Origin of the sequence: Candidatus Methanoperedens nitratireducens, assembly GCF_900196725.1 — an archaeon.
Classification (GTDB): domain Archaea; phylum Halobacteriota; class Methanosarcinia; order Methanosarcinales; family Methanoperedenaceae; genus Methanoperedens; species Methanoperedens nitroreducens_A.
This window is the reverse complement of record NZ_FZMP01000228.1, coordinates 19,217-46,145: the sequence shown is the minus strand read 5'-3', so window position 1 is coordinate 46,145 and position 26,929 is coordinate 19,217. Positions and strand designations below refer to the sequence as shown.

The 26,929-nt window shown below is 44.7% G+C and carries 27 protein-coding genes and 1 tRNA gene; 15 read left to right on the top strand and 13 right to left on the bottom strand.

Translation table 11 applies throughout. The annotated features are described in order from the left end of the window. Positions 1 to 82 precede the first annotated feature (82 nt). Positions 83 to 1,162, top strand: a complete 1,080-nt coding sequence (locus MNV_RS17030; protein WP_096207141.1) for a DUF1616 domain-containing protein — start codon at positions 83 to 85, stop codon at positions 1,160 to 1,162. Positions 1,163 to 1,371: 209 nt separating this feature from the next. Here the strand turns inward: MNV_RS17030 and MNV_RS17025 are convergent. Continuing rightward, positions 1,372 to 1,445, bottom strand: a tRNA-Lys gene (locus tag MNV_RS17025). A 115-nt stretch (positions 1,446 to 1,560) separates the two neighbouring features. Here MNV_RS17025 and MNV_RS17020 point away from each other — a divergent pair. From MNV_RS17020 to MNV_RS16965, 12 genes are all read left to right on the top strand, one after another. Beyond that, complete coding sequence (locus MNV_RS17020; protein WP_096207140.1) at positions 1,561 to 2,838, top strand: hydroxymethylglutaryl-CoA reductase, degradative; 1,278 nt, start codon at positions 1,561 to 1,563, stop codon at positions 2,836 to 2,838. 49 nt (positions 2,839 to 2,887) lie between these two features. Beyond that, positions 2,888 to 3,259, top strand: coding sequence for a DsrE family protein (locus MNV_RS17015; RefSeq protein ID WP_096207139.1), 372 nt, complete (start codon positions 2,888 to 2,890; stop codon positions 3,257 to 3,259). 43 nt (positions 3,260 to 3,302) lie between these two features. Further along, positions 3,303 to 4,511 (top strand): hydroxymethylglutaryl-CoA reductase (NADPH), encoded by a 1,209-nt coding sequence (hmgA, locus tag MNV_RS17010; RefSeq protein WP_096207138.1) that lies wholly within the window; start codon positions 3,303 to 3,305, stop codon positions 4,509 to 4,511. Between the two features lie 205 nt (positions 4,512 to 4,716). Continuing rightward, the gene (locus tag MNV_RS17005; protein ID WP_096207137.1) at positions 4,717 to 5,772 is read left to right on the top strand and encodes a rod shape-determining protein; all 1,056 of its coding nucleotides are present in this window, start codon (positions 4,717 to 4,719) and stop codon (positions 5,770 to 5,772) included. Position 5,773: 1 nt separating this feature from the next. Continuing rightward, a complete protein-coding gene (locus MNV_RS17000; protein WP_096207136.1) occupies positions 5,774 to 6,382 on the top strand; it encodes a FlaD/FlaE family flagellar protein in 609 nt (202 codons plus the stop codon). 115 nt (positions 6,383 to 6,497) lie between these two features. Beyond that, entirely contained in the window at positions 6,498 to 6,941 is a 444-nt protein-coding gene (locus tag MNV_RS16995) for a helix-turn-helix transcriptional regulator (RefSeq protein ID WP_096207135.1), read from the top strand. Further along, positions 6,931 to 9,285 carry a phosphoenolpyruvate synthase gene (gene ppsA / locus MNV_RS16990; protein WP_096207134.1) on the top strand — a complete coding sequence of 785 codons (2,355 nt, stop codon included), beginning with the start codon at positions 6,931 to 6,933 and terminating at the stop codon, positions 9,283 to 9,285. Before MNV_RS16995 ends, ppsA begins: the two co-directional genes overlap by 11 nt. Positions 9,286 to 9,344: 59 nt before the next feature. Then, a complete protein-coding gene (locus tag MNV_RS16985) occupies positions 9,345 to 10,160 on the top strand; it encodes an HNH endonuclease (protein WP_218838059.1) in 816 nt (271 codons plus the stop codon). A gap of 67 nt (positions 10,161 to 10,227) precedes the next feature. Next, entirely contained in the window at positions 10,228 to 10,518 is a 291-nt protein-coding gene (mntA, locus tag MNV_RS16980) for a type VII toxin-antitoxin system MntA family adenylyltransferase antitoxin (protein ID WP_096207132.1), read from the top strand. Continuing rightward, the gene (locus MNV_RS16975; protein ID WP_096207131.1) at positions 10,515 to 10,862 is read left to right on the top strand and encodes a HepT-like ribonuclease domain-containing protein; all 348 of its coding nucleotides are present in this window, start codon (positions 10,515 to 10,517) and stop codon (positions 10,860 to 10,862) included. The genes mntA and MNV_RS16975 overlap by 4 nt, the downstream gene beginning before the upstream one ends. Positions 10,863 to 10,898: 36 nt before the next feature. Next, the gene (locus MNV_RS16970; RefSeq protein ID WP_096207130.1) at positions 10,899 to 11,549 is read left to right on the top strand and encodes a class I SAM-dependent methyltransferase; all 651 of its coding nucleotides are present in this window, start codon (positions 10,899 to 10,901) and stop codon (positions 11,547 to 11,549) included. A gap of 20 nt (positions 11,550 to 11,569) precedes the next feature. Further along, positions 11,570 to 12,373 carry an ATP-binding protein gene (locus MNV_RS16965; RefSeq protein ID WP_179294056.1) on the top strand — a complete coding sequence of 268 codons (804 nt, stop codon included), beginning with the start codon at positions 11,570 to 11,572 and terminating at the stop codon, positions 12,371 to 12,373. 22 nt (positions 12,374 to 12,395) lie between these two features. On the opposite strand, the gene MNV_RS16960 is transcribed toward MNV_RS16965, so the two are convergent. Continuing rightward, a complete protein-coding gene (locus MNV_RS16960) occupies positions 12,396 to 13,682 on the bottom strand; it encodes a tryptophan--tRNA ligase (RefSeq protein WP_096207128.1) in 1,287 nt (428 codons plus the stop codon). A gap of 276 nt (positions 13,683 to 13,958) precedes the next feature. Between MNV_RS16960 and MNV_RS16955 the strand changes: the two genes are divergently transcribed. Together MNV_RS16955 and mmp10 are read left to right on the top strand one after the other, a co-directional pair. Next, positions 13,959 to 16,268: a PAS domain-containing hybrid sensor histidine kinase/response regulator gene (locus MNV_RS16955; protein WP_096207127.1), complete on the top strand. Its 2,310-nt coding sequence runs from the start codon at positions 13,959 to 13,961 to the stop codon at positions 16,266 to 16,268. Between the two features lie 80 nt (positions 16,269 to 16,348). After that, positions 16,349 to 17,578: a methyl coenzyme M reductase-arginine methyltransferase Mmp10 gene (gene mmp10, locus MNV_RS16950; protein ID WP_096207143.1), complete on the top strand. Its 1,230-nt coding sequence runs from the start codon at positions 16,349 to 16,351 to the stop codon at positions 17,576 to 17,578. A gap of 12 nt (positions 17,579 to 17,590) precedes the next feature. Here the strand turns inward: mmp10 and MNV_RS16945 are convergent, their stop codons facing one another. The 11 genes from MNV_RS16945 to MNV_RS16895 all read right to left on the bottom strand — a co-directional run bounded on the left by MNV_RS16945 (position 17,591) and on the right by MNV_RS16895 (position 26,855). Beyond that, positions 17,591 to 18,040, bottom strand: a complete 450-nt coding sequence (locus tag MNV_RS16945; RefSeq protein ID WP_096207126.1) for a carboxymuconolactone decarboxylase family protein — start codon at positions 18,038 to 18,040, stop codon at positions 17,591 to 17,593. 67 nt (positions 18,041 to 18,107) lie between these two features. Continuing rightward, complete coding sequence (locus MNV_RS16940; RefSeq protein ID WP_096207125.1) at positions 18,108 to 18,884, bottom strand: 23S rRNA (uridine(2552)-2'-O)-methyltransferase; 777 nt, start codon at positions 18,882 to 18,884, stop codon at positions 18,108 to 18,110. A 14-nt stretch (positions 18,885 to 18,898) separates the two neighbouring features. Next, on the bottom strand, positions 18,899 to 19,828 hold the full coding sequence (locus MNV_RS16935; protein WP_096207124.1) for a class I SAM-dependent methyltransferase: 930 nt from the start codon (positions 19,826 to 19,828) through the stop codon (positions 18,899 to 18,901). Positions 19,829 to 19,850: 22 nt separating this feature from the next. Continuing rightward, complete coding sequence (locus MNV_RS16930) at positions 19,851 to 20,450, bottom strand: DUF2150 family protein (RefSeq protein WP_096207123.1); 600 nt, start codon at positions 20,448 to 20,450, stop codon at positions 19,851 to 19,853. Between the two features lie 29 nt (positions 20,451 to 20,479). Continuing rightward, positions 20,480 to 20,878, bottom strand: a complete 399-nt coding sequence (locus MNV_RS16925; RefSeq protein WP_096207122.1) for a response regulator transcription factor — start codon at positions 20,876 to 20,878, stop codon at positions 20,480 to 20,482. Then, positions 20,875 to 23,553, bottom strand: a complete 2,679-nt coding sequence (locus tag MNV_RS16920) for an ATP-binding protein (RefSeq protein WP_096207121.1) — start codon at positions 23,551 to 23,553, stop codon at positions 20,875 to 20,877. Before MNV_RS16920 ends, MNV_RS16925 begins: the two co-directional genes overlap by 4 nt. After that, a complete protein-coding gene (locus tag MNV_RS16915) occupies positions 23,550 to 24,461 on the bottom strand; it encodes a substrate-binding domain-containing protein (RefSeq protein ID WP_096207120.1) in 912 nt (303 codons plus the stop codon). Before MNV_RS16915 ends, MNV_RS16920 begins: the two co-directional genes overlap by 4 nt. Before the next feature lie 3 nt (positions 24,462 to 24,464). Further along, positions 24,465 to 24,758, bottom strand: coding sequence for a hypothetical protein (locus tag MNV_RS16910; RefSeq protein ID WP_096207119.1), 294 nt, complete (start codon positions 24,756 to 24,758; stop codon positions 24,465 to 24,467). Continuing rightward, positions 24,755 to 24,973 (bottom strand): hypothetical protein, encoded by a 219-nt coding sequence (locus tag MNV_RS16905; protein WP_143311880.1) that lies wholly within the window; start codon positions 24,971 to 24,973, stop codon positions 24,755 to 24,757. Before MNV_RS16905 ends, MNV_RS16910 begins: the two co-directional genes overlap by 4 nt. A 68-nt stretch (positions 24,974 to 25,041) precedes the next feature. Further along, positions 25,042 to 26,484 (bottom strand): ATPase domain-containing protein, encoded by a 1,443-nt coding sequence (locus MNV_RS16900; RefSeq protein WP_096207117.1) that lies wholly within the window; start codon positions 26,482 to 26,484, stop codon positions 25,042 to 25,044. A gap of 5 nt (positions 26,485 to 26,489) precedes the next feature. Beyond that, complete coding sequence (locus MNV_RS16895) at positions 26,490 to 26,855, bottom strand: roadblock/LC7 domain-containing protein (protein ID WP_096207116.1); 366 nt, start codon at positions 26,853 to 26,855, stop codon at positions 26,490 to 26,492. Positions 26,856 to 26,929: the final 74 nt, after the last annotated feature.

Genomic DNA, 26,929 nt, shown 5'->3' with positions numbered 1-26,929 from the left:
AATACTCCTTAATGGCGAAGGTATTGTTATATGGAAGCAGGTAATTAATGTTTAATACGGAGGTGAAAAACTGAGAAAATTTGTGCCCATACTATTCATAATAATCGCTGTGGTAGGTGGAATAGGAGCTAGTTTTGCCTTAATAAAACTTGCTGGAGAAAAATCTCAGTCTCAGCCAGAGCTAACTACAGCATTTTACGCAGTAAATGAAAGTGAAATATTCTATGGAAAACCAGCTTCTTACAGAATAATGCTTGAAAATCACGAAGGTAAGACTATAGATTATGAGATAAAAGTTCGCCTGACAGGAGAGGAAATTTATAGTAAGGAGATAAGGCTGAACAGTGGCAGTAGTTTTAACCAGACTATTTCTTTTACTCCCAATCTTACGGACGGTTACCCGAAGCTTGAATTCTTGCTTTATAAAAATAATGAGACTTATAGAGCTTTTGCATTTCAGATCATTCCTGCTACAAATATTCCTGCCCTAAACTACGGTCTTGAACCTAATGTTACAGTTACTATTGTGCCACAAAATTATACTAAACAACAGAATGGAGATATTATTTCGTATAGATTTGATACCGGAGAAAAGCTTGAGTTAAAAATCCTGAAAGATAGTGTGAAACCGGGGGATGCGATATATACGACGCCCAGCGAAGAAAACAAAATCATCTTTCTGGGAGAAACGTATGAAAAAATACTTCCGGCTATGGTAAACTTTCTATATCCTGTTATTTTGGATATGAAAGATAAAAAATTAAAAATAAATGAGACTTTTAAGATCAAGGAAGGCTATGCAGTTACATTGGAAAAAATCACAAACCAGAGTTTACAATTTATTATTTCTAAAGATAATATAACTGTAAAGAATATTATGGCAGCAGGCGATTCACCAATAGAATATTGGAAGGAAATAGATGATTATAAAAAATATAAGACAATAATTATCTACCCAAAGCAAGTGAATCAAGATGAACTGGTGTTTGATATTGTCCAATACAGGGATCAGAAAGTGATTATAGTTGGGGATAAATATGGAGAATTCCAAGTTACTGATATTGGCAATAATTCAATAACCATGAAAAACATCCAACCTATAAAAATAGAAACAGGAGAAATTATATCTTTAATGGATGGCAAAATAAAAATAAGGGTTTGAATAACATTTAGCTAACAGTAACTAGAATCTTTATTGCAATATAATTGGCTAATTATATAGTTAGTCAGATTGTTCCTAAAAGTATTTCGCCACGTCTCAGGCATCTTTAGTTTGTTAAAGATGCAACCGCTTATCTTGAACATTAATAAAATTTGAGGTATGGTACCTTTGCTTATTATTTTGAGCTCTGTTAAAATTAAAATCAGTAGCGGGCTGGGAGGGATTTGAACCCACGGCCGTCGGATTAAGAGTCCGACGCTCTGCCTGTCTAAGCTACCAGCCCGAAAAAGGCTTTTCTCTAATAATGTTCTCCCAATATATACGTTTCGAAGCCTCGACCAACAGCCGAAAATCTATTTATACTTCCCTGCCTTTTTGAGTCCTCTTGAGGGTGTATCATGGCTAAAACGTCTAAAATCTCAGGTTTCTACAAGCTAAGCCCGGAAAACAGGCTCAAGATCGTATCCGAATTCTCAGGTCTCACAGAAGAAGAGGCTTCAAGCATCAGCGCCGCTGGCGCCCTGTCCCTTGATGCCGCAGACCGCATGGTCGAGAACTTAATAGGCGTCATGGAAGTGCCGATGGGCGTAGCTGTCAACTTCCAGATCAACGGGAAAGACTATCTTATCCCGATGGCGATAGAAGAACCTTCGGTCATAGCTGCGGCGAGCAATGCGGCAAAGATGGCGCGGGATGGAGGCGGATTCACAACGAGCAGCACAGGTCCTGTTATGATAGGCCAGATACAGGCTGTGGGGATTGCAGACCCAAGCGGCGCAAGGATGAACATACTTGAGAAAAAGGATGAGATTATCAGGCGCGCGAACGAGGTTGATCCTGTACTGGTGAAGTTCGGAGGCGGTGCAAAAGACGTGGAAGTAAGGGTCATCGATACGCCGGGCGGTAAGATGGTGATCACGCACCTGATGGTGGATTGCCGGGATGCCATGGGAGCCAATGCCGTGAATACGATGGCTGAAACGGTCGCCCCGTATATTGAAGAATTAGCAGGCGGCAGGGTATATCTTCGGATAATCTCGAATTTCGCGGACAAGCGCATAATGAGAGCCAGGGCGGTGTTCACAAAGGAAGCCATAGGCGGCGAAGATGTCGTGGACGGCATTCTTGCTGCGTATCACTTCGCGGCAGGAGATTCGTACCGTGCTGCAACACACAACAAAGGCATAATGAACGGCGTGACTGCGGCTGTTCTTGCTACCGGGAACGATACCAGAGCCATCGAAGCCGGAGCGCATGTATATGCCTCACGCAGCGGAGTCTACCGCCCTCTCTCCTGCTACGAGAAGAACGCAAACGGAGACCTTGTGGGCACTATCGAGATGCCCATGGCAGTAGGTCTTGTCGGCGGCGCAACAAAGACAAACCCGATCGCCCGCGCGGCTGTTAAAATCCTCGGCGTAAAAACGGCGACGGAAATGGGCGAGGTTTTTGCTGCGCTGGGACTGGCTCAGAATTTCGCAGCCATGCGCGCCCTTGCCACAGAAGGCATCCAGAGGGGACATATGGGGCTTCATTCAAGGAACGTCGCTATCCAGGCAGGCGCCACAGGAGATATGGTGGATAAGATAGCAGAGATAATGGTCAAAGAAAGGAAGGTCAGGGCTGACAGGGCAAAGGAATTGCTGGACGAGATGATGCAGAAAAGTAAGCGTTAAGCTGCGCATGAGCAGGGATTAAATACCTTCTCTTCCAAAGTATATATTGATGCCCGAAAGGAAGGTCACAAAAGTTCTCCTGTTCCTTAAGAACATGGTGTATGAGAGCACAAGCCCGATGGAGATACTGCGGTTCGCGAAATACTTTCGCAAGAAAGGGATAGACGTGGTGGTCGTCCTCTGGGGACCGATGGGAGTCATCCTCGCTAAAAAAGGGAAGCAGGGCACGCCCCCGTATGATGAGCGCGTCAGGGAATGTATGGAAATGGGAGTGAAATTCAAATGCTGCGAACTTGCATCGGCAATGATAGGGTTTGAAAAAGATGAACTCATCGAAGGCGTTGAAATGATACATTCCTTTGAAGTCGCCGACCTGATGCTTGAGTATTGCGAGGAAGGACAGCTTGTGATAAACCTGTGAATCTGTTATCTTTTTAAATACCAAAACCAATTAACGCCCTCTTATGGACAGGGTACTCCTTGAAAAACTCAAAAAGGGCGATGTGAGCTTCCACGAGGTCGGTCACATGCTTGATGCCGGAGCAGCGATTGAACTGCGGCGAACAGCGGTTTCCGAAATTACAGGGACAGAGCTCAAACATATAAGCAATTTTTCATTTGACGCTGAGGACGTAACAAAACACAACATCGAGAATATGATAGGTGCAGTCCAGGTCCCTCTGGGAGTTGCGGGGCCGCTGCAGGTGAAAGGAGAATACGCAAATGGAAATTATTACATCCCCCTTGCTACCACCGAAGGCGCGCTTGTCGCAAGCGCCGATAGGGGATGCTCCGTCATTTCAGCCTCTGGCGGTGCGAACGTCAGGATATTCGGGGATGTGATGACGCGCGCCCCTGTTTTCAGGGCAAAAGACGTGATCGGTGCAAAAAATCTTGTGGAATGGGTTTCCGGGCATTTCCAGCGCCTGAAAGAAAGAGCCGAAGGAACGACGCGTTTCGGGGAGTTGCTTTCTGTTGAACCGTTCGTGGCCGGGAGGAGCGTTTACCTGCGGTTCGCCTATGATACGAAGGATGCCATGGGCATGAATATGGTCACTATTGCTACTGATGCGGCAGTTGACCTCGTTCTTGAAGAGAACGACGTTGACCTCGTTGCGCTGTCCGGTAATATGTGCACGGATAAGAAGCCTGCTGCAATCAATGTTATAATGGGCAGGGGAAAGACCGTATCTGCCGATGTAATAATCGAAAAGGAAATAATTATGGAAAAACTCCACACGACACCTGAGAAAATGGCTGAGGTGAATTACAGGAAAAACCTGTTGGGCTCGGCGCGCGCGGGTTCGCTCGGCTTTAACGCCCACGCTGCGAACATCGCAGCAGCCATGTTCATTGCATGCGGGCAGGATCCGGCGCATGTTGTTGAGGCAAGCAATGCCATAACAACGATGGAACCCGCAGATGACGGGCTTTATTGCTCTGTTACATTGCCGTCGCTGGCTGTGGGAACTGTGGGAGGGGGAACGCGCATAGGCACGCAGCAGGAGTGCCTGAATATGCTTGGGGTAGCAGGGGCAGGAAACCCGCCCGGTACGAACGCCAGGAAGCTTGCCGAGATAATCGCAGCGGCTATACTGGCAGGTGAGTTGTCATTAATCGGTGCGCTGGCAGCAAGGCATCTTTCAAATGCCCATGCTGCGCTTGGAAGATAACCGATGTAACTGTTAAAGCGCAAAACTGACTGCTAAATTGCCAAATCGCTTTATTCAATACGCTGCGGCATTTTTTAGGATTTTACCGTAAAAAATGACCGCTATGCAGAGGCACATTTACTTTTTGGTTCAGGTTACGTAAACTATATATTTAGGCACAACACTAATTATATGATTACCATAATAATTATAATGAGGAAAGCTTATGGCATCAAAAAGTAAAGCTAACAAAATCGCTACTGAATCAGCAAGTGCTGATGGTAAGACCATGTATATAGGAATCGATCTGGGAACAAACCATACAGCCATCTCGACCAGCGATGGTAAGAAGAACAGCATTCTGACCGTGGTAGGAAGCCCCAAAGACGCTGTCGCTTCAAAATTCCTGCAGAAAGAGCATCTGTATGGAGAGGAAGCGATCCACCACAGGGTCGCTCTTAATATATACAAACCGATCGAGAACGGCGTGTTGAAAAACCAGAGAGAGGACATAGAAGCTGCAAAGGGATTGCTTGATTATGTACTGAACTCTGTAGATGCGACCAATAATGCCAAGAAGTACGCTATCGTAGGAGTGCCTGCACAGGCAAGCGTGCTGAGCAAAAAGATAATAACCGAGATGGCAAAGGAGTTCTTTGACGGTATAATGGTAGCAAGCGAACCATTCTGCGTGGCTTATAATATCGGGCAGCTTGAGCATTCCCTGGTAGTCGATATCGGGGCAGGCACCACCGATCTATGCCGCGTCCACGGCACGCTCCCCGAACCTGATGACCAGATCAGTACCAATAAGGCGGGGAACTTCATTGATAAGGAACTTGTGAAGCATATCTCAGACCAGTATACAAATGTCCGGGTAACAACCGAAATGGCAAAGCGGTGGAAAGACCAGCATTCATTTGTAGGCGACCCGGAAGAAGAGCTTATCATGGATGTCCCGGTCGATTCTTCCGTATTGAAACTCACAATTACACAGGAAATGAAGAAAGCATGTGAATCCATACTGCCTGATATCGTGGGCGGGATCTCAAGGCTCATCTCTACATATGACCCTGATTTCCAGGATGCTCTGCGCTCCAACATCTGGCTGGCAGGCGGAGGCAGCCAGATCAGACAGCTTGACAAGGTCCTGGAACGTGAGCTTGAACTCATCGACGGCGGCAAGGTCTTTAAATGCACCGACCCTGTTTTCGGTGGCGCGGATGGCGCATTAAAGCTGGCGATGGACATGCCGAAGCAATTCTGGCACAGCAGCGCGTAGGATGCTGGAAAAACTCACAGATATATCGATAGAGACTCAACGAAAGTGGCTCCGGTTCATGCTTGAGAGGGTAGGTCAAAACAACCTGCCCGGTCTCTTAGATTATTATAAGAACATTGGCTGGTTGGGCATACCTGCCACAAACAGGCTGCTTGATCTTGCATGCCAGGAAAAGCGCTATAAAGGAACTTCCTGGACCCTTTCTGCCGAGGAACACCGGATATCCAGGCTGTATATCGAGAAACTGAAAGGGAGACAGGTGGATGAGTCCCTTCTTTCTGCCCCCGTTCCGGGCAAAGCCACACCTGAACTTGAAAAAAAGGTCGAAATAAAGGTCAGGAGACCCGTACAGTCTATACACCCGGCTGATAAGAAAAAGATGGAATTTACAATACATCGCCGGGAGGTCACGATTAAGAACCTGGAAGAGGAGCTTGAAGAAAAGGATGCAAAGATAGATGAGCTCCAGGATAAGATACGGGAACTTGAGGGGCAGCTTGACGAATACAGCAGGGAAACAAAACAAAATAAGATTTTCATGGGACTTTTCGACCAGAATACCAGGCTAAGAAAAGCCAGCTTTGGGAAAAGAGGCTCCGGGAAAAAGTGACATGATAAATCATGTAATTTAACGGGAGTAATAAGAAATATTTAAATAAGAAGCCATCCTTATACATCTTGCAAATAAATGAGACATATGATGTAACATTTATTTGGAGGATTGCTTGAAATTATCATCAAAGCCTTTAATATACACGCCCGATTGGCTGATCTCTTTTGAGAAAGACGTTGCAGCGGAGATCCTTCTGAGCCTGGACCCCGGGGAAGTGATACGGGAGTACAGGATGAGATATGATATGTCTCAAGAGGATATGGGGGAATTAATGGACCTGCGCAGGGAGTCAATATCGCGTATCGAGAACGGCACTGTGACACCTACCTTTGATTTCGTCAAAGCCTTTATTAAAGCAGTGGCACTGATCGAAGCTGTACGTGTCGAGAGGGCGCAGCATAAGGGAATGGATGTATATTTTCTTGAAAACATCGCCAAGGAGTTCGGTTTTTCACGGGAAAAACTGCCTTTTATGTTAAAACTTGGCGTTGAAAGTTACGATAAAAAGCTCAATAAAATTCAAAAGTCGTTAAAGGAGAAAGAATATGGCAAATGATTCGGTCGTATGGCTTGAAGAAGTTGGGAAAGAGGATATAGCTATAGTGGGCGGAAAAGGTGCGAGTTTAGGTGAGATGATACGCGCAGAACTGCCCGTACCTGGCGGGTTTGCGGTGACAGCGCAGGCTTTTCGCAGGTTCATAGATGAGAATGGCATCAGCGACGAGCTTTTCAGGTCGCTTGAAGTGGATGTTGATGATGCGGATATCCTGAGGAAAGCCGAGAAGAACGCAAAAAAGATAATCATGGAAGCAAGTATCCCTGCCGATATTGAAGAGAGCATAAGGTCAAAATACAGGGAACTGTGCCAGAGAGAGCTTTCCAACCAGCTCAAGGGAAAGGGATTCAAAGAAATAAAAGACCTGAGAATTCTCAAGGAGGACGAAGAAGAGAAATTCGAGGTTTTCGTAGCAGTGCGTTCCAGCGCCACAGCGGAAGACCTGCCTGATGCCAGTTTTGCGGGCCAGCAGGATACTTTCCTCAACATCAGGGGAGAGCAGAACATAATTGATTCGGTCAAGAAATGCTGGGCATCGCTTTACGGGGCACGCGCCATCTATTACCGCGTCAAGCAGGGGTTTGACCACAGGAAAGTGAACCTGTGCGCGGTAGTCCAGATGATGGTGGATGCTGAGAAAGCAGGCGTCATGTTCTCATCCCACCCTGCAACAGGGGAACCCATCACGATCATCGAAGGCTCATGGGGGCTCGGTGAGACCGTGGTCTCAGGTTCGGTTTCTCCGGATTATTATTCTGTGGATAAGCAGGCAAGAAAAATCCTTGAGCGCAAGATAGCTACTAAAAATATCATGCATACAAAGGACATGCATACGGGTAAAACGATTGATATACCCGTACCTGAGAATAAGAAGAATGCCATTGTACTTGATGATGATGAAATAATGAAATTGGTCGGGTTCGGGGAAGTTGTCGAAGACCTTTACGGGACTCCCCAGGATGTGGAATGGGCAATTAAAAATAATGAGATATACATCCTCCAGTCAAGACCCATAACTACCATAAAGAAGAAAAAAGATGTGAAGGAAAAAGTAGCGACGTCCGCCCTGCTTGAAGGATTGGGCGCATCGCCAGGGATGGCTTATGGCGAGTCAAAACTCGTCTCAGACGTGACCGAACTCGGAAAGGTCAAGGAAGGCGACATACTCGTGGCTGTCATGACAACCCCGGATATGGTCCCTGCCATGAAGCGCGCAGCCGCTATAGTGACTGACGAGGGCGGGATGACATGCCATGCAGCTATAGTTTCGCGTGAGCTGGGCTGCCCGGCTGTTGTCGGAACGCGAAGGGCGACAGAACTACTGACCGACAATATGAAAATAACGGTTGACGGCGAGAAAGGGCTTGTGTTCGAAGGTAAGAAAGATACCGTTGCACCTATAACTCCGCCGCCGCAGATGCAATTATCATTTGCAAAATCCAAACCCATCACCGCTACAGAGGTCAAGGTGAACGTCTCCATCCCCGAAGCCACGCAAAGGGCGGTCGAGACGCAGGCTGACGGTGTCGGGCTTCTGCGTATCGAGCACATGATTCTCGGTCTTCCCAAACATCCGAAGCAGTACATCAAGGAAGGTAAAGCGGATGAATACGTCGATGAGCTTGTTTCGCGTATCCAGACCGTTGTGGATGCGTTCTATCCGAAGCCTGTATGGGTGCGGACGCTGGATGCGCCCACGGATGAGTTCAGGGCAATGGAGGGCGGAGAAGGCGAACCAATAGAGCCGAACCCGATGCTGGGATACCGCGGCATAAGGCGCGACCTTCTCGATACCGAGCACTTCGATCTTGAGGTGAAGGCGTTCAAGGAACTCATCAAGCGCGGATACAGCAATATGGGGATTATGATTCCCCTTGTGCAGCATCCCTCGGAACTGAAACGGGCGAAGGAGTTCATGCGCTCAAAGGGGCTGGATATTGATAAGATCGACATCGGCATAATGGTTGAGATCCCCGCAGCCGCGCTCATAATCAATGATTTCATAGCAGAAGGCCTGGATTTCGTGAGCTTCGGCACCAACGACCTCACCCAGTACACTCTCGCTGTGGACAGGAACAATGAGCATGTGGCGCATCTTTATAATGAGATGCATCCTGCCGTGTTGAAGCTCATCGAGTATGTTATCACCGAATGCAATAAGGCAGGCGTGAAGACGAGCATCTGCGGACAGGCTGGCAGCAATCCGAAGGTGGCAAAGCGGCTTGTGGAGCTTGGGATAACAAGCATTTCTGCAAATATTGATGCGGTGGAGACTGTGAGAGAGATGGTGGCGAGGACTGAGATGCAGTTAATGCTGAAGGCGGCAAGGGAGAGGAAGGTGTAAGAAAGTGCCCTACCATTATTAGTAAAATAAATATGAAGTTCATTACAAGTCGACCTAAGTTGCCTCCATCAGCCGCCGAGATGGCTGATGGACCTTGGTTCAATATGTGGAGAAAACAGTACTGGCCTATAAATGAATTGAATATAGATGCTGTCTTATACTGGTATGAGTCTGCAGAAAAAAGTATTGTTTGGAGAACTATCGTTGAAGATGTTGATAGATTTTCATATGATAGCAAAGAGGAAGCAAAACGCAAAATCAAAAAGAGATTCGGTGAAATTGACGATAAACAGTCTTACTATACCGAGGCACCTTCACAGGGCTTTTGTCTTGTTTTTAAAGTTAAATCGCTTCAAAGATTAAATTTACCTAAACCTGATGAATTCAAGTTTCCACAGCAAGGATGGCTCTCAGGTGAGCACGAAATAGCACAAAAATGGTTGGAGATGGAAATCGCTGATGATTCAACACTAGACGAAATTATTCCGGATGGCATACCAATTGAAAGATTGCGTCAACTGAATAATGTAATGGCTGGAATCCCTTCTGCAAGGATTAAAAAGATAGTTTCTCAAACAATCAGAAATGATACCATACTGGTAAAGGCTCTTAAGGATCTCTGTCACTTTAGCTGTCAATTTCCGAATTGCAATGTGAGAATACCTAAAAAAGATGGAGGATACTATATAGAAGTTGCACATATTGAACCGGTATCCGAGGGTGGCAGAAGTGTGTTGGGTAATCTTCTCGTTCTTTGCCCTAACCATCACAAGGAGTTTGATTATGGTGATCTTGAGATTATTGAACAAACAATAGATTATCTACATGGCAAACTCAATGGCGAGGAGTTTGAAATTAGCTTGCCATCAGCCTGATATTTTGCATTTTAGATTATATGGTGTACCCGAAATTCTTAATATCCCAAAACGGCATTGAATAATTATGAAAGTGAACAAAGAACACCTCTTTAAAAAAATCATCTCTCTCATTAAAAAACACGGCGTAAAAAAGGTAGCTATCTTTGGATCTTACGCAAGAGGAGAAGAAAAGCCAAAGAGCGATATAGATATTCTTGTCGAATTTTCAGAGAGGAAAAGTCTACTTGATATTGTGGGAATAGAGCAGGAGCTGTCTGATGCACTTGGTATGAAGGTCGATTTACTGACTGAAAAATCCATAAGCCCTTATTTAATTGGCAGGATTAAAAAGGAAATGAAGGTAATTTACGAATGAAGAAAGATGATATTGTTTATTTAAAGCATATTTTGGACGCTATATCCCGAATCGAAGAATATATCAAAGGACTGAACTATGATGATTTTATGGATAACAGTCTGGTTCAGGATGGTGTGGTAAGGCAGATTGAAATAGTAGGGGAAGCCACAAAAAGAGTATCCACCGAGATAAGAGAAAAATATCCTGATATACCATGGAGGAAAATGGCTGGAATGAGAGATAAGCTGATTCATGATTATCTTGGTGTGGATTTAGACGCTGTTTGGGATACAGTAAAAAAAGATATTCCCGAATTGAAAAAAGAAGTAAAAATACTGATTGAGAGAGAGGGAAATCTTTGATTAAAATAAAATTTTGCAATTTCTGTTTGTAAAACCATGCCCCAACCTCCCCCAAAATTCATCCCCGCCCTCGGATTCAAATTTTTGACCCCGCTCTATGACCTCGTGATGCGACTGACCATCCGCGAACTTACCTTCAAGCGCCGCCTGATTGAGCAAATGAGGCTCGAGAAAAGCCACAGGGTGCTTGATTCGGGCTGCGGTACAGCAACACTGACCATCCTCATCAAGAAGACCTATCCAGAAGTTGAGATTATCGGGCTTGATATCGATCCCAAAATCCTCGATATAGCAAGATTGAAAGTTAAAAAGGCAGGCGTGGATATAAAATTAGATCAAGGGTCAGCTTTTGAACTGCCGTATCCCGACAACTTTTTTGACCGTGTCGTATCCAGCCTTGTCATTCATCATCTGACCCATGAGAATAAAGCTCGTACATTTAGAGAGGTATTCAGGGTACTCAAGCCCGGCGGGGAAATGCATATCGCCGACTTCGGGAAGCCGCAAAATGTCCTGATGTACTTAATATCACGTTTCTTGGGATTGTTTGAGGACACTCTGGATAATATAAAGGGCTTGCTACCTGAGATGTTCCGCGAGGCTGGTTTTGAGGAAGTTGAAGAGACAACCAGATATGCGACGGTGTTCGGCACGCTCTCTTTGTATAGGGCACGGAAGCCCGGATAAAGGGCACCGGCGGCATACCTTTGTATATTCTTGAGTTTGACGGCAGCAAAACCGTGTACGAAAATGCCAAAGCGGCAATAGCAACAAGGGGCTCCCTGCTTTATCAGGAAACAGATATAATACTGAAAGAAGAGTTAAGAGAGCCTAAAACGTATTTCTCCATATTAAAAGAAATATCTGCCGGCAAAAATACGTTAAATGAGATATCAAATGCCTTGGGGGTTGAAAGAACAGTTCTAACGAGATATTTGAACACCTTAGAAGAGCTGGAATTGATAGAACTACTAAAACCCGTAACTGTGAAGGAAAAAAGCAGGAATACAATTTATTCCTTAAAGGATAACTACTTTAAATTCTGGTTTGGCTTCGTTTACCCATTCATAAAAGAACTTGATTCGTTCATATTTGATGGTTTTGAGTATAATTTCAGGCAGAACTTCAATTCTTATGTAGGAAAACAGTTTGAAATTGTTTGTAGCGAAGCGGTCAGATTAGCCAACCCCATAAATTCAACAGATGTGGGAAAATGGTGGGGGGCTTACCGGGATATGGAAACGAATGAAAGAAAAACTGCGGAGATTGATATTGTCTCAATCAACGAGCAGACAAAAGAAATTCTATTCGCGGAATGCAAATGGCAGGATAAAGTTAATGCAAGGAAGATTTTAGCTGAATTGAAGGAGAAAGCGAAATTCGTGCAATGGAATAATCATGAAAGAAAGGAACATTACGCAATTTTCGCAAAATCGTTCCAGGAAAAGATAAAGGATCCTGATTTGGAGCTGTTTGATTTGAAAAATTTGGAAAAAATAATGCGGCAATGACCAGAATAAAAATTCCGGGCTTTTATTTCAGCCCGTACTCCCCCAACCTTTTCCTTGCCAGCTCCCTCTTCTCCTGATGCTCTTTCAGGAACGCCTTCATCAGTTCGGCAGTATGTTTCTTGCATGCGCCGCACATGCGCGTGCCTCCCACACATTCCTTATAGTAATCTTTAAGCTCGTTATCGTCCTCGACCAGGTGGAAAACCAGCAGTTCATATACGCTGCACTGGTCAGGCTCACCGCCTTTTACTTTTTGCTCTTCCAGCGTCACCCTGCCGCCGGTCTTTGCACGCATCACCTTTTTTGCGCCTTCTTCTGGCGGGTCTGTGAGGGCAATGTAGCTGTCAGGGATGCTGCTTGACATCTTTCCGCCCTGCAAGCCAGTCATGAACTTATGATAAGTTGAGGCGGGAGGCATGAAGGCATAACCGCCATATTTTAATTCCACTTCCCTCACAACGGATTCCACTTCAGCGAAGCTTGACTTAAAAATATCCACATGCTCTTCGTAAAGTTTGCCGCCTGTGCGCTTCGCGATTTCCATGAGGGCATCTTTTGGGGCTGCTTTGCCGCGCACGCTTGTGTATACTTTACCTTCCTCTCTGCGCTCTTCCACTACAAACATATTCACCTTATACGCAAGCCCGCGCGTCAGCCTGATATGCGGGTCCTGGTCAGCGCCAACGGGGATGACAACAGGTTTTGGTCCGCCGAACTCCTTTAACTGGGGCTGGAGTATATCAGCGCTCTGAGTCAGGGCGCTAATCATATGCGCGACGTTCGTTTCCCCGTTGAAGCCGTATATGGCGCTCAACTCGGAAAAATTCGCCTTTATCCCGAGTTCAAAAGCAAGGTCTTTCACCTGATTTGAGCCTGACTGGAAATAAATATGCGCGCCTGGCTGAAGCCCAAGTGCTATCGCGCTCAGGATATATTCGTTTATCCCCAGTTCCCTGCATTCCCTCCAGCTTTTACCCCTGACTGCATGCGCTTCCCTGTCCGCTATTGCTAAAAACGCATCCCCGCCCTGCTGCTGGTGCCAGATTATCTCTTCCATCACCATCTTGTGCCCCAGGTGGGCTTTGCCGGAGGGCATGAAGCCGCTCATTGCAGCGAAAGGCTTGCCTGAGAGCATCGCATCCAGGACTGTTTCGTAGCTGCGGTGCCCGAAAATAATATGTCTTCGCATATACCTGTGCGGGTTGGGTATCCGTCCGAGAAGCTCATCGAACCTCGATATCCCAAACTCATCAAAGAGTTTTGAGTAGTTATCGATTTTTACGGCGCCCCATGGGTCAAGTGTGGTCATATCTGGTCTTTTCAGGTACTAAAAACGCTTAAAGATATGTAAAGGTTGTTGTAGTGTTCGGGCTTGCCTTTATTCCACCGGATTTTTTATTAACTCAAATATTTTTCAAGATACTACAGGGAAGAGTAATGTTTTTAAGTAGAGTTGTAATGTTAAAGTTATGCCCCATCCACCTCCTTATATTAGACTGAAAACAAACGATTTATTCGGCTACTACGAACCACACTTGAACATGTGGAGGTGTGCGACTAATATTACAATGCAGAGGTAACCAAGGTGAAAAACGAAGATGAATCAAAAGCAACTGCTGATGAATTAATAAAACTGCGCCGGAAAGTTGCCGAATTAGAAAAATCAGAAGGACGATATCGAGAAATCGTTGAGAATGTAAAGGACATAATCTTCACGCTCTCTCCGGAGGGCACGATCACTTCCCTGAATACTGCTTTTGAAACTGTTACAGGCTGGCAGCGCGAACAATATATCGGAAAGAATTTCCAGCCTCTCGTCCACCCCGATGATTTGCCCCTCGAAGTATTGGTTTATCGGTGCATCTTTGGCGAAAAAATACACCCGCAAGGCTTTGAATTGCGTATTCTTTCAAAGTCTGGTGGTTATATTACCATGGAATTTACAGTAAAGCCGCAAACCCATGACAGGAGGGTAGTCGGCTATCAGGGTATTGCTCGCGACATTACATATCATAAGCGCACTGAGGAGGTTCTGCAACAATCGGAGGAGAAATACCGCACGTTAATTGAGAACATCCAGGATGGGGTATTTCTTATCCAGGATGGTAAAATTGAATTCGCGAATGAAGCGTTTGCCAGAATGTGTGGTTACACAGTAGAGGAGGTTATCGGAAAAGACTTCCGGGAGCTTGTTGCACCAGAAGATTTAGAGATGGTTGTAAACCGCTACTTCAGGAGGCAGGCGGGAGAAGATGTCCTCAGGGAATATGAATTCCATGGAATCAAAAAGGATGGGACAAGAACTACCGTCAATATAAACGTCGGGCTTATAACCTACCGTGGGAAGGTAGCCAGTATAGGAACCGTGAAGGACATCACAGAGCGCAGACGTGCAATAGAACAAATACAGGAGCAGGCTGCCCTCCTCGATAAAGCTCATGATGCCATTATTGTTCGGGATATGGAACATCGGATCACATACTGGAATCAGGGTGCACAGCGCCTGTACGGCTGGACGGCGGATGAAGCCATCGGCAAAAATGCAAATGAGCTTCTGTATAAAGAAGAACCACCTTCTCTCATCGAAGCCCGCAAAAACGTGATAGATAGGGATGAATGGAACGGCGAGCTTAGCCAGATAACAAAAGAGGGCAGGGAGATTATCGTGGAAAGCCGCTGGACTCTGGTGCGGGATAGCAATGGAAATTCGAAATCAATTCTTATAATTAACACGGACATAACCGAGAAAAAGATACTCGAAGCACAGTTCCTTCGTGCACAGCGCCTGGAAAGTATCGGCGCACTAGCTGGAGGCATTGCACACGACCTCAATAATGTGCTGGCACCGATAACTCTGTCGCTGCAATCATTAAAAGAAAAATTAACGGATGATGAGAGCAGAAGACTGCTCGGGATACTTGAAAGGAATGCTAAACGCGGAGCTTACTTGATAAAGCAGATCCTATTATCTTCAAGGGGGGTTGAAGGAGAACGCAAGAATATCCAGGTAGCAGATCTTATCTCCGATGCTGAGAATTTCGCAAAAGAGACCTTCCCAAGCTCCATAGAAATCAGGACTGATGTATCCGGGGACATATGGAACATCATTGGTGATGCCGTTCAATTGCAGCAGGTTCTGATGAACCTCTGCGTAAACGCCCGCTACGCGATGTCGGATGGCGGTATCCTCCGTATCTCTGCAGAAAATCTTTTCATTGATGAGAGTTTTATTCGTGTTAATGCAGAAGCTAAAATCGGTCCATACATTATTATCAGCGTCTCAGATACGGGAACCGGCATCCCTCCTGAAATAATGAACAGGATTTTTGAACCGTTTTTCACGACAAAAAAGCCCGGCAAAGGCACAGGGCTTGGTCTTTCAACATCCCTTGCTATTGTAAAAAGCCACGGTGGATTTATAACTGTCCACAGTGAAGCCGGGAAGGGAACGATATTCAAGGTCTATCTGCCTGCAGTTAAAGCCAAGATACGGGAAACAGATGTACACCAGCCTGAACCTGTAGCGGAACGTAAAGAACTGATACTGGTTGTTGATAATGAAACCAATACCCGTGAGATGGCAAGAGAAACACTGGAAGCACATGGATACAGAGTTCTCATAGCCAGTGACGGAGCAGAGGCGGTTTCATTATATTCCAGCCACAAAGGGGAAATAAAGGCAGTTCTCATTGATATGATGATGCCGGTCATGGATGGTCCGGCCTGTATCTGGGTTCTTCGCAAAATCAACCCGGATGTCAGGCTCATTGCTGTCAGCAGGTCGGCTGAGGATGATATGCTTGCAAATATTGCAGGCGTAGTACATGCTTTTTTGATGAAACCTTATACGGTTGAGGAATTGTTGAATACCGTACGCAGGGTTATTGATAAATAACCACGATTTAAGAGCATCCAGACATTCCTTATTCGATGCCCTCCCATAGATTTATTATATTCTCCTGCATCTCGGACAGCATGGAAATTCTCGCCGACCTCGGAGGAAGACCCGGACATGACTGCCGGGGTTTTTGCAGGTACTGCTACTTTAAAGGAGTAAAGGAAGTCCAGCCCTTTGGCTGCAAGCACTGCCTTCCCTTCCAGAAAGGCTGCAATTACTGCACAAGAAGCGTAAAAGAAGGCTATTCGAGTTTCAAGCCGCTTTCCATGATCGCTCAGGAAGTCCAGCAGGCTGTTTTTTTCAATAAGAACGTATCAAAATTCAATGTGAGCGGGGGCGGCGATGTCAGTTGTTATCCCGAGCTTAAATCTCTTGTGAAATTCCTGTCACAGTTTAAAAAGCCGATACACCTCGGCTACACAAGCGGGAAAGGACTGAATAAAAATGATGCGGAGTTCTTCATCGACCACGGCGTAAACGAAGTCACATTTACGGTTTTTGCCACGGAGCCGGAGCTTCGGCGAAAGTATATGAACGATAAAACACCCGAGGATTCACTTGGCGCGCTTCGCGTTCTTGCAGGAAAATGCAACGTGTATGCGGCAGCGGTGCTTATTCCCGGAGTAAATGACGGCGAAGTCCTTTTAAAAACATGTGCAGACCTTGAAGAGATGGGCGTAAAGGGTTTTATCCTGATGCGTTTTGCCAATACGTACGGGCAGGGCCTGATACTTGACAATGCTCCTGTTTTAGAAGACATTACTTCACATACTATTTCGGAGTTCAAGTCAATCGTTGATGACATAAACAGCCGGTTTGGGTTCCGCGTCACAGGTACGCCGCTGTACGACCCCGAAACCGGCTCGCCGTTCGCTATAAGGAATGAGCCTGAGGCGCTTTCGAAGTTACCAAAAATCACAAAAGAAGTGACAATAATAACAAGTGAAGTTGCCGCGCCGTTGTTGAAAGAGATTTTCGATAAGCTGGGCGGGCGGGTTAACGTAGTTCCGGTAAAAAAGGATATCGGTTGCCTGATAACAATCGAAGATATAAAAGCTCTGGACTTATCACAGGTAAAAGAGACCGTCCTGTTTCCGGGCAGGGCGTTCGTCCACGACCCCGAGGTCAAGAAGATACTATCTGGCGATGGGGTGGAAAGGCTGGTGCGAAGGGGTCCCGATATGCTGACCGTGGATGGGGAAATGAGTATTTCGATGACTAAAGAAGAGGTTCTTGCCAGGGAGCTTGAGGCTTTCACAGAGCTTATCCAGATGATAAATGTGCTCGGGATGACGCCGAAACGATAAATCTTAGTTGCTCTAATCCTTTTTCTCTTTCCCTTCAGGAATCCCGCATACCTCGCACTCGTCCTTAAGCCCGAGCTTTTCAGCATCCATCGCCCTTGTTCCCTCAGCAAGTACGGCGGCGTTGGACAGTGAACCCGCGATCAGTATGGCATCAAAAATCTCCTCTTTTGTCACGCCCAGTTTCTGGGCAACGCGGATGTGCAGTTTAAGGCAGTGTTCACACCGCAGCGCTGCAGCCACGCCTATTGATATAAGTTCTACAGTTTTTGCATCGAGGCGCTTGAACTCACGGACTATTGCATTCTCGTATATAATCTTGGATACAAGCAGCTCAGGTGAATCTCTCATGAAATTGAGGATATACGGCACTTCCCCATAGACTTTTTCAACTTCTTTTAATAATTCTTCAGCCGCTTCATCAGGCTCTTTTTTCAGAATTTTTTCGATCTTTGCCAAGTCCATAGATAAAGCAATTGTAGTGCGATACTAAATAAATATTTGTATCTCAGGCACTAAAAACGGGTAAGTTTTATTCAATCCTCTCCCCGAAAGCAAAATTCGGCTTGACATGCCGTATCCTGATCTTAAGCGTCTCCCCTTTCTCTGCACCTTTTACGAACACCACAAAATCATTGACCCTGGCTATCCCGTCTCCGCCAGCCCCGACATTTTCAATGGTCACTATATACTCTCCACCGGGTTTTACCGCCTCAGGTAGCAATTGCTTCCCGATAACGTATATCTCTGCGCTCTGTTTTCGCGAAGCTTCAGGGGAGAAAGCCTGCACTTTAACGAAAGACCGGCGAACTTTATTCATGAAATCCGGGAACATGTCACCCTGGAAGACCTTTACCACGAACCTGCCGCGGGGCTTCAGGATTTTCCTGGCGCATTCGAGGGCAGAGGTGGCGAGGTCGATGGAACGGGCGTGGTCGTAGCTCCAGTTCCCCGAAAGATTGGGCGCAGCGTCGCAGATAACGGCATCAGCACCTTCTTTTTTACTGCCCCTCTGTATTAATTCCTTGATCTTATCAACCGTAGTATCAAGACGGATATCCCCTTTTATCGTTTCCACACCCTCGATTTTCTCTATTGGCAGCAGATCAACACCTGCCACCGTGCCGCCTGATAGTTCCTTTGCCACCTGGAGCCACCCGCCCGGAGCCGCGCCGAGATCGACAACAGTATCCCCTTTCCTGATTATGTTGAACCGTTCATTGATCTGTTTAAGCTTAAAAGCAGCCCTGGAGCGGTAGCCTTCTACCTTGGCTTTCCTGTAAAAATAATCCCTGCGATCACGCGGCATAGTTATGTCCGTGTTTAACCGGTCCCAACATATACCCACTGGTCATAAATGCCTTTATCATCCGTATTATCGATTATATCCCCTTTCATCCTTGTCATATCGAGTACGCTTTTAAGGATCTCCATCTCCTCCCTTTTATTTACGGTCAGAAGCATCATCCCGCCCGGTTTCAGGAGCCTGACCGCTTCACTTACCATTTTTTCCCATATATCCTTATTAAAAGTATATATCGTGCCGAGCATGAAACCCGCTACCGTGTCAAAAGACCCTTCCCTGAAAAACTGTGAAAGGTTCGTTGCATCCAGGACGATGGTCTTTTCCGGGTGCAGCGCCTCATGTTCAAGCCCCTGGCATATCTGGCACTTATCATCATCGATCGTTAAAGGACTGTAACCCAGCTCATGAAGAGGCAGTGTAGACATGCCGTTGCCGCAGCATATTTCAAGTATATCCCCGCGCAGTTCATATTTACCAAGCAGTTCCGTCAGCCTGCTTTTTCTGCTCTCGATATAAACCATCCCGTAAGGTTCCTTTGATATACGGCAGCCTTCACATAACTGCCTGTTCACCAGCGTCAGGGAATAATACTCGATTATCGCAGTGTTGAACTCTTTATAAGTGGTTTTGTGTACCTGATCCAACTTTAAACTGCCTGCAAGGTCAGAAAACCTCCTGCTGCTCCCGTTCGGCGCGGGAATGGAGGAGACAAGGCTTGTAAAAACAGCCCAAAAAGCAGGGAATTCCTCGGTTTCAGGATTAAATAGAGCCAGCCCGATTATATTGCCGCTCTCATCTTCAACCCCGTTGAGCTCATCCGGCGGCTCTTTCAGGATATTTTTTAAATATTGTAAGGATAGCGTATTATTTTTTAAAGCTGCGTAGCTTTCTTCAACAAAGTATATGTTATCTGAGCTTTCAAGCCGTAAAATATCATGTATGAGCATATCTTGAGTTAATTTTTAGCCGCTAATCACCCTCATCGGGTTCATCATCGCGATAACTCTGGTCACCGATCATGGCTGCGCCGATCGAATCAATACCATCAAGCCATTCAGCCACAAGTCCTTCAGGGACATCTTCAAGAACTTTATCATCAAGCTTCCCGCCTGCAAGCACGTTCGCGCCGATCTCTGCGATACAGCCAAGCGCAGCTCCCATGTTATCTTCCTTCTCAGCCTCAACTGCGCCCTTTATCAGCTTATCAAGGGATTTCGTTTTCTCAAACGCCTTTTCCACATAACATTCGCACGCAGCAAAAACGCCCATCAGCGCAAGTTGCGTGGATTCTATCATCATGTCGATATCCTTGTTTATGGAATCTGCTTTCTTCAGGACGATCTCTTTTATATCGTTCAGGTCTTTCAGTGCTTCCTCCGCAGATATCAGGTTCTTATCATATTTTGCTATTACCTTCAAACATGCAAGTACAACATCGTCTTCCATGTACACAAAAATCGCGCCTTTGTCCTGGTCATCGAGCTTAAATCCGCTATCCTTTACTTTAGTTATCCAGTTCTGCCATCGTTCTTCTGTATAGAACGGAACTTTGTATTTTGGTTCCTGCATGTTTTCTCCCTTTTGTTCTCTTTGGTTTTTTAGCTTTTGGTCACCGTAACCATACCTGTTAATTTTTTCACCCGGTCTATTAATTCGTTTTTACCAAAAGGTTTTGTTATGTAATCATCAGCTTTTAATACGTGCAATCCCAGCAACCTGTCTATATTCTGTGCCTTAGCTGTTAAAATAGCTATTGGTATAGCCGGATACTTCTCCTTCAATTTCCTGAAAACCTCCCATCCGTCCATATCGGGCATCATAATATCAAGAAGCACAAGGTCCGGTTTTGATGCCTCAGCCAGTTTCAGCGCTTCCCTCCCGCTCGTAGCCAGCATTGTCTTAAAATCGGCGCTCTCAAGGACTAATTTAACAAGCTCAAGCGTATCAGGCTCGTCGTCCACAACAAGCACCTTTTTAACAGAAACATTACCTGTCATTGGATTCTCCTTTTCGGCAATAAAACATGAAATGTACTTCCCCTATTTTTACTTTCCGCCCAGAGCTTGCCGCGATGCGCTGTTACTATGTTCTTTGAAATCCATAAACCCAGACCTGCACTTTCTTCTTTTTGCGGGCTCACCGAATCCACCTGATAGAACCTGTCGAATATCATATCAAGATTATCCGCGGGTATGCCTATGCCTGAATCATCGATTTTAATGTGCACGGATTCGTTCTCTTCTTCGGCTGTTATTTTTATACTCCCTTTTATTGTGAATTTAATGGCATTGTCTATCAGGTTTGAAAAGACCTGCATCAACCTGTCCCTGTCCCCTTCAACCATTAACCGTTGCGGAACCTCGACATTTATCGGGATGTTTTTTATGGACGCTAATGTCTTCATATCCTCTGCTACATGATTTATTATATCATAAACTGATAACATCTGCATATCAAGCTGGGGATTTTTGGACTCAATGATCGCGGTATCAAGCAATCCTTTTATTAGCTTTGATAGCCTCTGTGAGTTCCGCAGGATTATTTCAAGTTTATGCCTCTGCTCCGAGGTTACGTTCTCATCAAGCATCAGTTCGGTATATCCGATAATGGATGTAAGCGGGGTTCTCAGTTCATACGACATATTTGAAAGGAAATTATCTTTTATCTTGTAAAGTTCCTTGAGTTTCACGTACGTTAGCCTGAGTTCCTCGTAGGAATCTTTTAGTTCTTCTTCCAGCCTCTTCTGGTTGGATACGTCCTTCATTACAGTTATGATTTTTTCAACCTTTCCGTTTTCATCCTTGATCGGGATTTTGGATGTGCTTGTGTAGATCACATCGTTTTCATATTCGGTCCTTTCTTCTGTCTGGAAAAGTTCCCCTGTGTTGAGAACATATTCATACTCTTTATTGAAATATTTTTCCTTAAGGAACGGGAAAACTTCAAAGAGGTTTTTATTTATTATTTGTTCCTTTTTAAGTTTACCCTTATTAAGTTTCAGTAATTCGTCATTAACAGCAAGTATCCTAAAATCCTTATCAACAACGTGGATTGCAAGATTGACGTTGTTCAGTATTTCTTCATTGAATTCTTTCAGGTATTTAATGTTGTTATAGAAAGTTATATTCTCCATAGCCACTCCGAGCTGGTTGCCTATTGATAAGAAAAGTTCCTTCTCCCTTGCTGAAAATGCACGCGGTTCTTTGCCCCACAATGTAATTATCCCGGAGACTCTGTCTTTTAACTTTACAGGGATCCCGGCATAAAAGAAACCAGGGTTCCGGTTTGATGCGAACTCAGGTATTTTTTGTATACTATCCGAGACCAGTATTTCGCCGCGTATATACGCAGGGGTTATTTCAGGAATTATATTTTCTTCACTGCCTGTATGTATTTTAAGAGTAAATTTTCCTGACGGTTCATCCAGCAGGTATATCTCTCCGGATTCCATGCCGGCGAGCTTTAATAGATTTTCAAGCGTTTTTGATAATATTTTGTCCAGATCGAACGTTTCACTTATAATCCTGGATATCTCATTAAGCGCTGTAAGTTCCCGGTTCCGCCTGATTATTTCTTCTTCAAGGATCCTCTCCTGGGTCACATCCCTCAATACAAGGATAACCTCAGGTTCTCCCGTATTATCTGAGAACAAAGAACCGTTGATCTCCAGGATTTTTCGTTTCCCTTTGATATAGATCTCATGTAAAATCCTTATCGGCTTCTTTGTTTGCTGGATCGAACTGACCGGGCACTCTTTTTCCTTCTCAGGCGGAGCAGCTTTGAAGATCAGTTCGTGGCAGCTTTTGCCCAGAACCTGTTCCCGGGGCAGGTTCATGATATTCGGGAATGACCTGTTCATTTTGATGATCTTATGGTCCGCATTCAACACGATTATGCCGTCATCAATGCTGTCAAATAACGTTTCCAGGTATTTCTGCGCAGTCTCTGTCTGTTCCTTTGATGCTACTAAATCCCGGATTTTCTGGTCAAGGCTTGATGCCATGTCATTAAATGTAGAAGCAAGCTCCCCGAGTTCGTCTTTTGATTGAACCACTATTTTCTGGTCAAGGATGCCGTTATTTATCCTTTTAGCTCCTTTGGTAAGCTTGAGGATGGGGTCTGTCAGCCATAGCCCGATGAGGTAAATGAATATCCCCCAGAATATCATGGATGATACGGCTAAAAGCAGCAGTCTTTGAGATGCATCCTGGATTTGCGCTCTGACGCTGTTCTCAGATAAGCCCACATGCACATAACCTATATTCTTAAAAAGGGAAGCGTCAAATTCGTGCATAGTCCCTCTGTCACTGATGTATACAAATTCCTTCATCACGTTATAAGGTCTGCTCTGATTTTGAAGCGCTTTCGGGAAACCGTTGTCAAACGTATGTGCCAGCACTATTCCTTCCGAGTCTGTCACAAAAATATATTCAATATCCGGATAGCTGTCCTTTAACTCTTTAATTGAATTCCTGAGCTCTACTACATCATTTACAAGAACCTGGTTTGTAGTTTCTAATGCAAGGTTGTTTGCTAATAAAAATCCTTTTTCACGGAACTCTTTCTCAATGATATCTGTTTGAAGATCCTGGATAACCAGATAAGACCCTATAATAACCAGTAACCCTATAAACAGTGTTGATATAACGATTTTAAACCGAAGGCTTATCATTTGATTTCTTCCCTCATTCCTCTGATGGTATCATAGGCATTATCGTTTATATTTACAAATCTATCTATCATTATCCTGGATAGTATCTTCCTGCCTTCTTCATCTTTATCCATATTCAAGAAAATATCCTTAAGCCTTTTCTCTAAAAACGGATTTATATCTTTCGGGACTACTACAGGAGGATTTCCAAAAGGAGGCGAAACTTCAATTATTCTTGTTTTTGATACGATTTCAGGTTTTGTATTCTTCATATAATCATATGTCAGGCTGTCCACCGCTGCACCATCTGCCAGTTTTTCTGCTATGGCAATAACGGAGTTGTCATGGCTGTAAGTATAAAAATAGTTATATCTCCCTTTTTCACCTCTCCCAAAAAAAAATTCGGGCGTTTCATTGATGAGAAAAAGCCTGTATGCAGGATAAAGCTTTCCCGAATTTGATAAAGGGTCTGAGAACGCAAACCTCCTGCCGCGCAGGTCGAGCAGGTTAGTGTAGCTGCTGTTCCTGGGAACAATTATGTAGGAATTATATGTTGTTTTTCCATCTACCTCAGGCACTACAAGAAGCTTCATACCGAACTTCGAATTGCCTTCAATATACGGACCGCTGCTCACAAAGGCAAAATCTATCTCATTGTTCCGTATCAGATCGTTTATTTCCAGATATGTACGTCTCTGCACTATCCTTACAGGTCCTCCCAATTTTCTGGAGATATACTGTATCATGTCCTCATAATATACATAGGACTCTTTCTGGGATACCACCGGGGCAATAGCAACGATAACCGCAGGATCATTTTCCCTGATATCCGGCTCCTGGACGAGGCTCAGGTCCACTATCTCATGTTTTTCAATACAACCCGATGTTACTATTACTATAATAAAAATTATTAAATATATATTTCTCATTGATTATCCTTTAAAAAGCTCCTTGAACAGCCATCCCCAGTATTTTATTGATGCGATCAATCCGGCAGTTAAACCGAGCGCGAACAAAGCATACCCATACAGCTTGGGATTTCCAATATTGAAGAATGGAGTCATTACAACCGAACCTGATAACATAAGAGCCATACCCAGATAATACATATAGTAATATTTTTTCATACCCATGACTTCGCCCAGCCGCTTGCTGAGTACACCTAAAAAATAAAATATCAATGTAAATAAAATAAAGGATGTGATATCGAGCAGTTCCCAGCTCATTTTACACCTACCATAAGCCTGTACAGGAAAAAGCTTGCCAGGAAAGAACCGATAGAACCTATGAGTTCTATTGATTCGGACAGATACGAGTCATAGGAAAATAGATGAAAAGCTGCTGTAAAAAGAACCAATATCGGAAAAACGTAAAAATAATAAAAGGTCTTTATGCCGAACTTTTTTTGATAAAATTTGGCAATTACGGTTATAAATATCATTATAATGCCCGCTACGGTCCATGCATATATTTCAATGAGATTTTGAAGCGAAATGTTTAACATATTGGTTATTTTCTGAAAGCTTCTACGAAAGCATCAGATAATGTCTTCATGGGGCTTCCTGATAATAAGCCTGAATATTCGCTGAACGGCAGTCTTATTTCAGCACCTTTCTTGGTGATGATAAGTTCTCTTATATCCTTATCGTGATCGCTGCCCCTCATCTTGAGCACCGAGAGCGCTTTTCGCATTTCGCTCCTTATCTCCACGTACCGCAGCAGGATAACAGTATCCATTGTTGGGGATATCCCTGTACCTGTGATCTGCGTAGTCCCTGTCAGGTTCGAGGTTTCATTTGTGTATATGGCTGTTACATTTTTATTTTTTACGTTATTGATAATATTGTCCATGTATTCCGGAAACGGTATAAACTGGGGCATTATCCTGTTCAGCTTGCCTGTACCGTCAAACAGCAAACGCCTGGCATTTATTTTTTCAATTGTCTCGTAAAGCTGGAGCGCCAGTTCATGGACATCGGATCCAACAGGGGATATTATCCTGAAGAGGTCATTCTTCTCATGCTCTTCCAGGTTCCAGCCGAACACTTTAGAATTCTCACGTATCTGCAGCGCATCTTCCTCAAAAGAGACTATTACGCCGGGCTCCTTTTTTAACAGGCCGTCCACAATGAACTGTGTTCCGATCGTTGTTTTACCAGTCCCGCTCGAACCTGAGATCAATATTGACGAGCCCCGGTTAAATCCGCCACTTGTCATCTGGTCAAGACCTTTTATCCCCGTGGATAACCGTTCTTTTGATACGGATGTTCTGACTGCAGGGGATACCCTTGGAAACACCATGAACCCGTCTTTTGTTATTTTACATGAATGCTTGCCTCCGTGAAAATCCTGTCCCCTCATTTTGAGAACATTGAGGTAACGCACGTTCCGGTCTAAAAATGGTTCGTTGCTGATATGGATGACGCCATCGACCAGGTAGCTCAGCGTGCTTTTAACAAGCGTATCAGAGGTAAATTCGCCTGTTAACAGGACAAGGGAGTTCCATCCCTTCATGCTTGTGAAAAAATCATAATAGAACTGGCGCTGGGATTCCTCATCAAGTCCGTATACGAACACGTTAGCAGGGTCGATAACGATCCTATCAGGCTTGATCACTTCTATGTTCCTTTCCATTTCGTCAATTATCGCTTTTGAGCCTTTATGGATCGTTTCGATATCGATGGGCACGTATTTCACATTGCCTTTCCCCAGTAATGAAATGTTATAGAAAGAGAATTTTGACATGAAATTATTGATCATGGCAATAGGCTCTGAGAGCGCAGTAATATACATGCATACTTCTTCGTTTCTCGCCGCATTAAAGATGGACTGCATCACAAAGGTAGTTTTTCCCGTCCCTGCGGTGCCTGCTATCAATATAGTTGATGGTCGCAGGAACCCTCCTTCCAGGATATTATCAAGACCTGTTACTCCTGTCGCTACCTGTTTCATATTATTTACCCCAGCACTTCTTTTATTTTCTCGGACGCTTTTACTACCTCTACCAGGATTAATCCGAGACTTGCGTTCGGTTCGGTCATAACCAGAAGCAGCGCTTTTGGGCCCGCTCCTGTTGCGATTATTTTTCCGTGCTTTGATTCTACAATAATTCTTTCCGGAATGCCCTTTCCGAGTTCTGTTGTTGCAGTTTCCGCGGCTCCCAGCATTGTAGCGGCCATGGCTACGAACGTATCTGCATGGAACTTGCGGGGAACAGTTGAGGAGATAAGTAAACCATCCCTGCTTGCCACAGCCGAGGCTTCTATACCTCCGATGTATTTGAGGTCATTTAAAATCTTCTCAAGCATTTCCGTTGTGGTCATGTTCACCAGCAATAATATACTACTCAACTTTATCAGATAAATATTTTAGTTCCTTTCCGGTCGGATTGATAACC

Excerpts from the sequence above, each read along its gene's own strand:
- MNV_RS16975 (WP_096207131.1), top strand. The coding sequence starts at position 10,515 with ATGAAGAAAGATGATATTGTTTATTTAAAGCATATTTTGGACGCTATA.
- MNV_RS16910 (WP_096207119.1), bottom strand. The coding sequence starts at position 24,758 with ATGAGCTGGGAACTGCTCGATATCACATCCTTTATTTTATTTACATTG.
- MNV_RS17000 (WP_096207136.1), top strand. The coding sequence starts at position 5,774 with ATGCTGGAAAAACTCACAGATATATCGATAGAGACTCAACGAAAGTGG.
- MNV_RS16960 (WP_096207128.1), bottom strand. The coding sequence starts at position 13,682 with ATGACCACACTTGACCCATGGGGCGCCGTAAAAATCGATAACTACTCA.
- MNV_RS16940 (WP_096207125.1), bottom strand. The coding sequence starts at position 18,884 with ATGCCGCGTGATCGCAGGGATTATTTTTACAGGAAAGCCAAGGTAGAA.
- MNV_RS16920 (WP_096207121.1), bottom strand. The coding sequence starts at position 23,553 with ATGATAAGCCTTCGGTTTAAAATCGTTATATCAACACTGTTTATAGGG.
- MNV_RS16970 (WP_096207130.1), top strand. The coding sequence starts at position 10,899 with ATGCCCCAACCTCCCCCAAAATTCATCCCCGCCCTCGGATTCAAATTT.
- MNV_RS16930 (WP_096207123.1), bottom strand. The coding sequence starts at position 20,450 with ATGCAGGAACCAAAATACAAAGTTCCGTTCTATACAGAAGAACGATGG.
- mmp10 (WP_096207143.1), top strand. The coding sequence starts at position 16,349 with ATGGAAATTCTCGCCGACCTCGGAGGAAGACCCGGACATGACTGCCGG.
- MNV_RS16895 (WP_096207116.1), bottom strand. The coding sequence starts at position 26,855 with ATGACCACAACGGAAATGCTTGAGAAGATTTTAAATGACCTCAAATAC.
- MNV_RS16925 (WP_096207122.1), bottom strand. The coding sequence starts at position 20,878 with ATGACAGGTAATGTTTCTGTTAAAAAGGTGCTTGTTGTGGACGACGAG.
- MNV_RS16935 (WP_096207124.1), bottom strand. The coding sequence starts at position 19,828 with ATGCTCATACATGATATTTTACGGCTTGAAAGCTCAGATAACATATAC.
- MNV_RS17015 (WP_096207139.1), top strand. The coding sequence starts at position 2,888 with ATGCCCGAAAGGAAGGTCACAAAAGTTCTCCTGTTCCTTAAGAACATG.
- MNV_RS16900 (WP_096207117.1), bottom strand. The coding sequence starts at position 26,484 with ATGAAACAGGTAGCGACAGGAGTAACAGGTCTTGATAATATCCTGGAA.
- MNV_RS17005 (WP_096207137.1), top strand. The coding sequence starts at position 4,717 with ATGGCATCAAAAAGTAAAGCTAACAAAATCGCTACTGAATCAGCAAGT.
- MNV_RS17020 (WP_096207140.1), top strand. The coding sequence starts at position 1,561 with ATGGCTAAAACGTCTAAAATCTCAGGTTTCTACAAGCTAAGCCCGGAA.
- hmgA (WP_096207138.1), top strand. The coding sequence starts at position 3,303 with ATGGACAGGGTACTCCTTGAAAAACTCAAAAAGGGCGATGTGAGCTTC.
- mntA (WP_096207132.1), top strand. The coding sequence starts at position 10,228 with ATGAAAGTGAACAAAGAACACCTCTTTAAAAAAATCATCTCTCTCATT.
- MNV_RS16905 (WP_143311880.1), bottom strand. The coding sequence starts at position 24,973 with ATGATATTTATAACCGTAATTGCCAAATTTTATCAAAAAAAGTTCGGC.
- MNV_RS16915 (WP_096207120.1), bottom strand. The coding sequence starts at position 24,461 with ATGAGAAATATATATTTAATAATTTTTATTATAGTAATAGTAACATCG.
- MNV_RS16945 (WP_096207126.1), bottom strand. The coding sequence starts at position 18,040 with ATGGACTTGGCAAAGATCGAAAAAATTCTGAAAAAAGAGCCTGATGAA.
- ppsA (WP_096207134.1), top strand. The coding sequence starts at position 6,931 with ATGGCAAATGATTCGGTCGTATGGCTTGAAGAAGTTGGGAAAGAGGAT.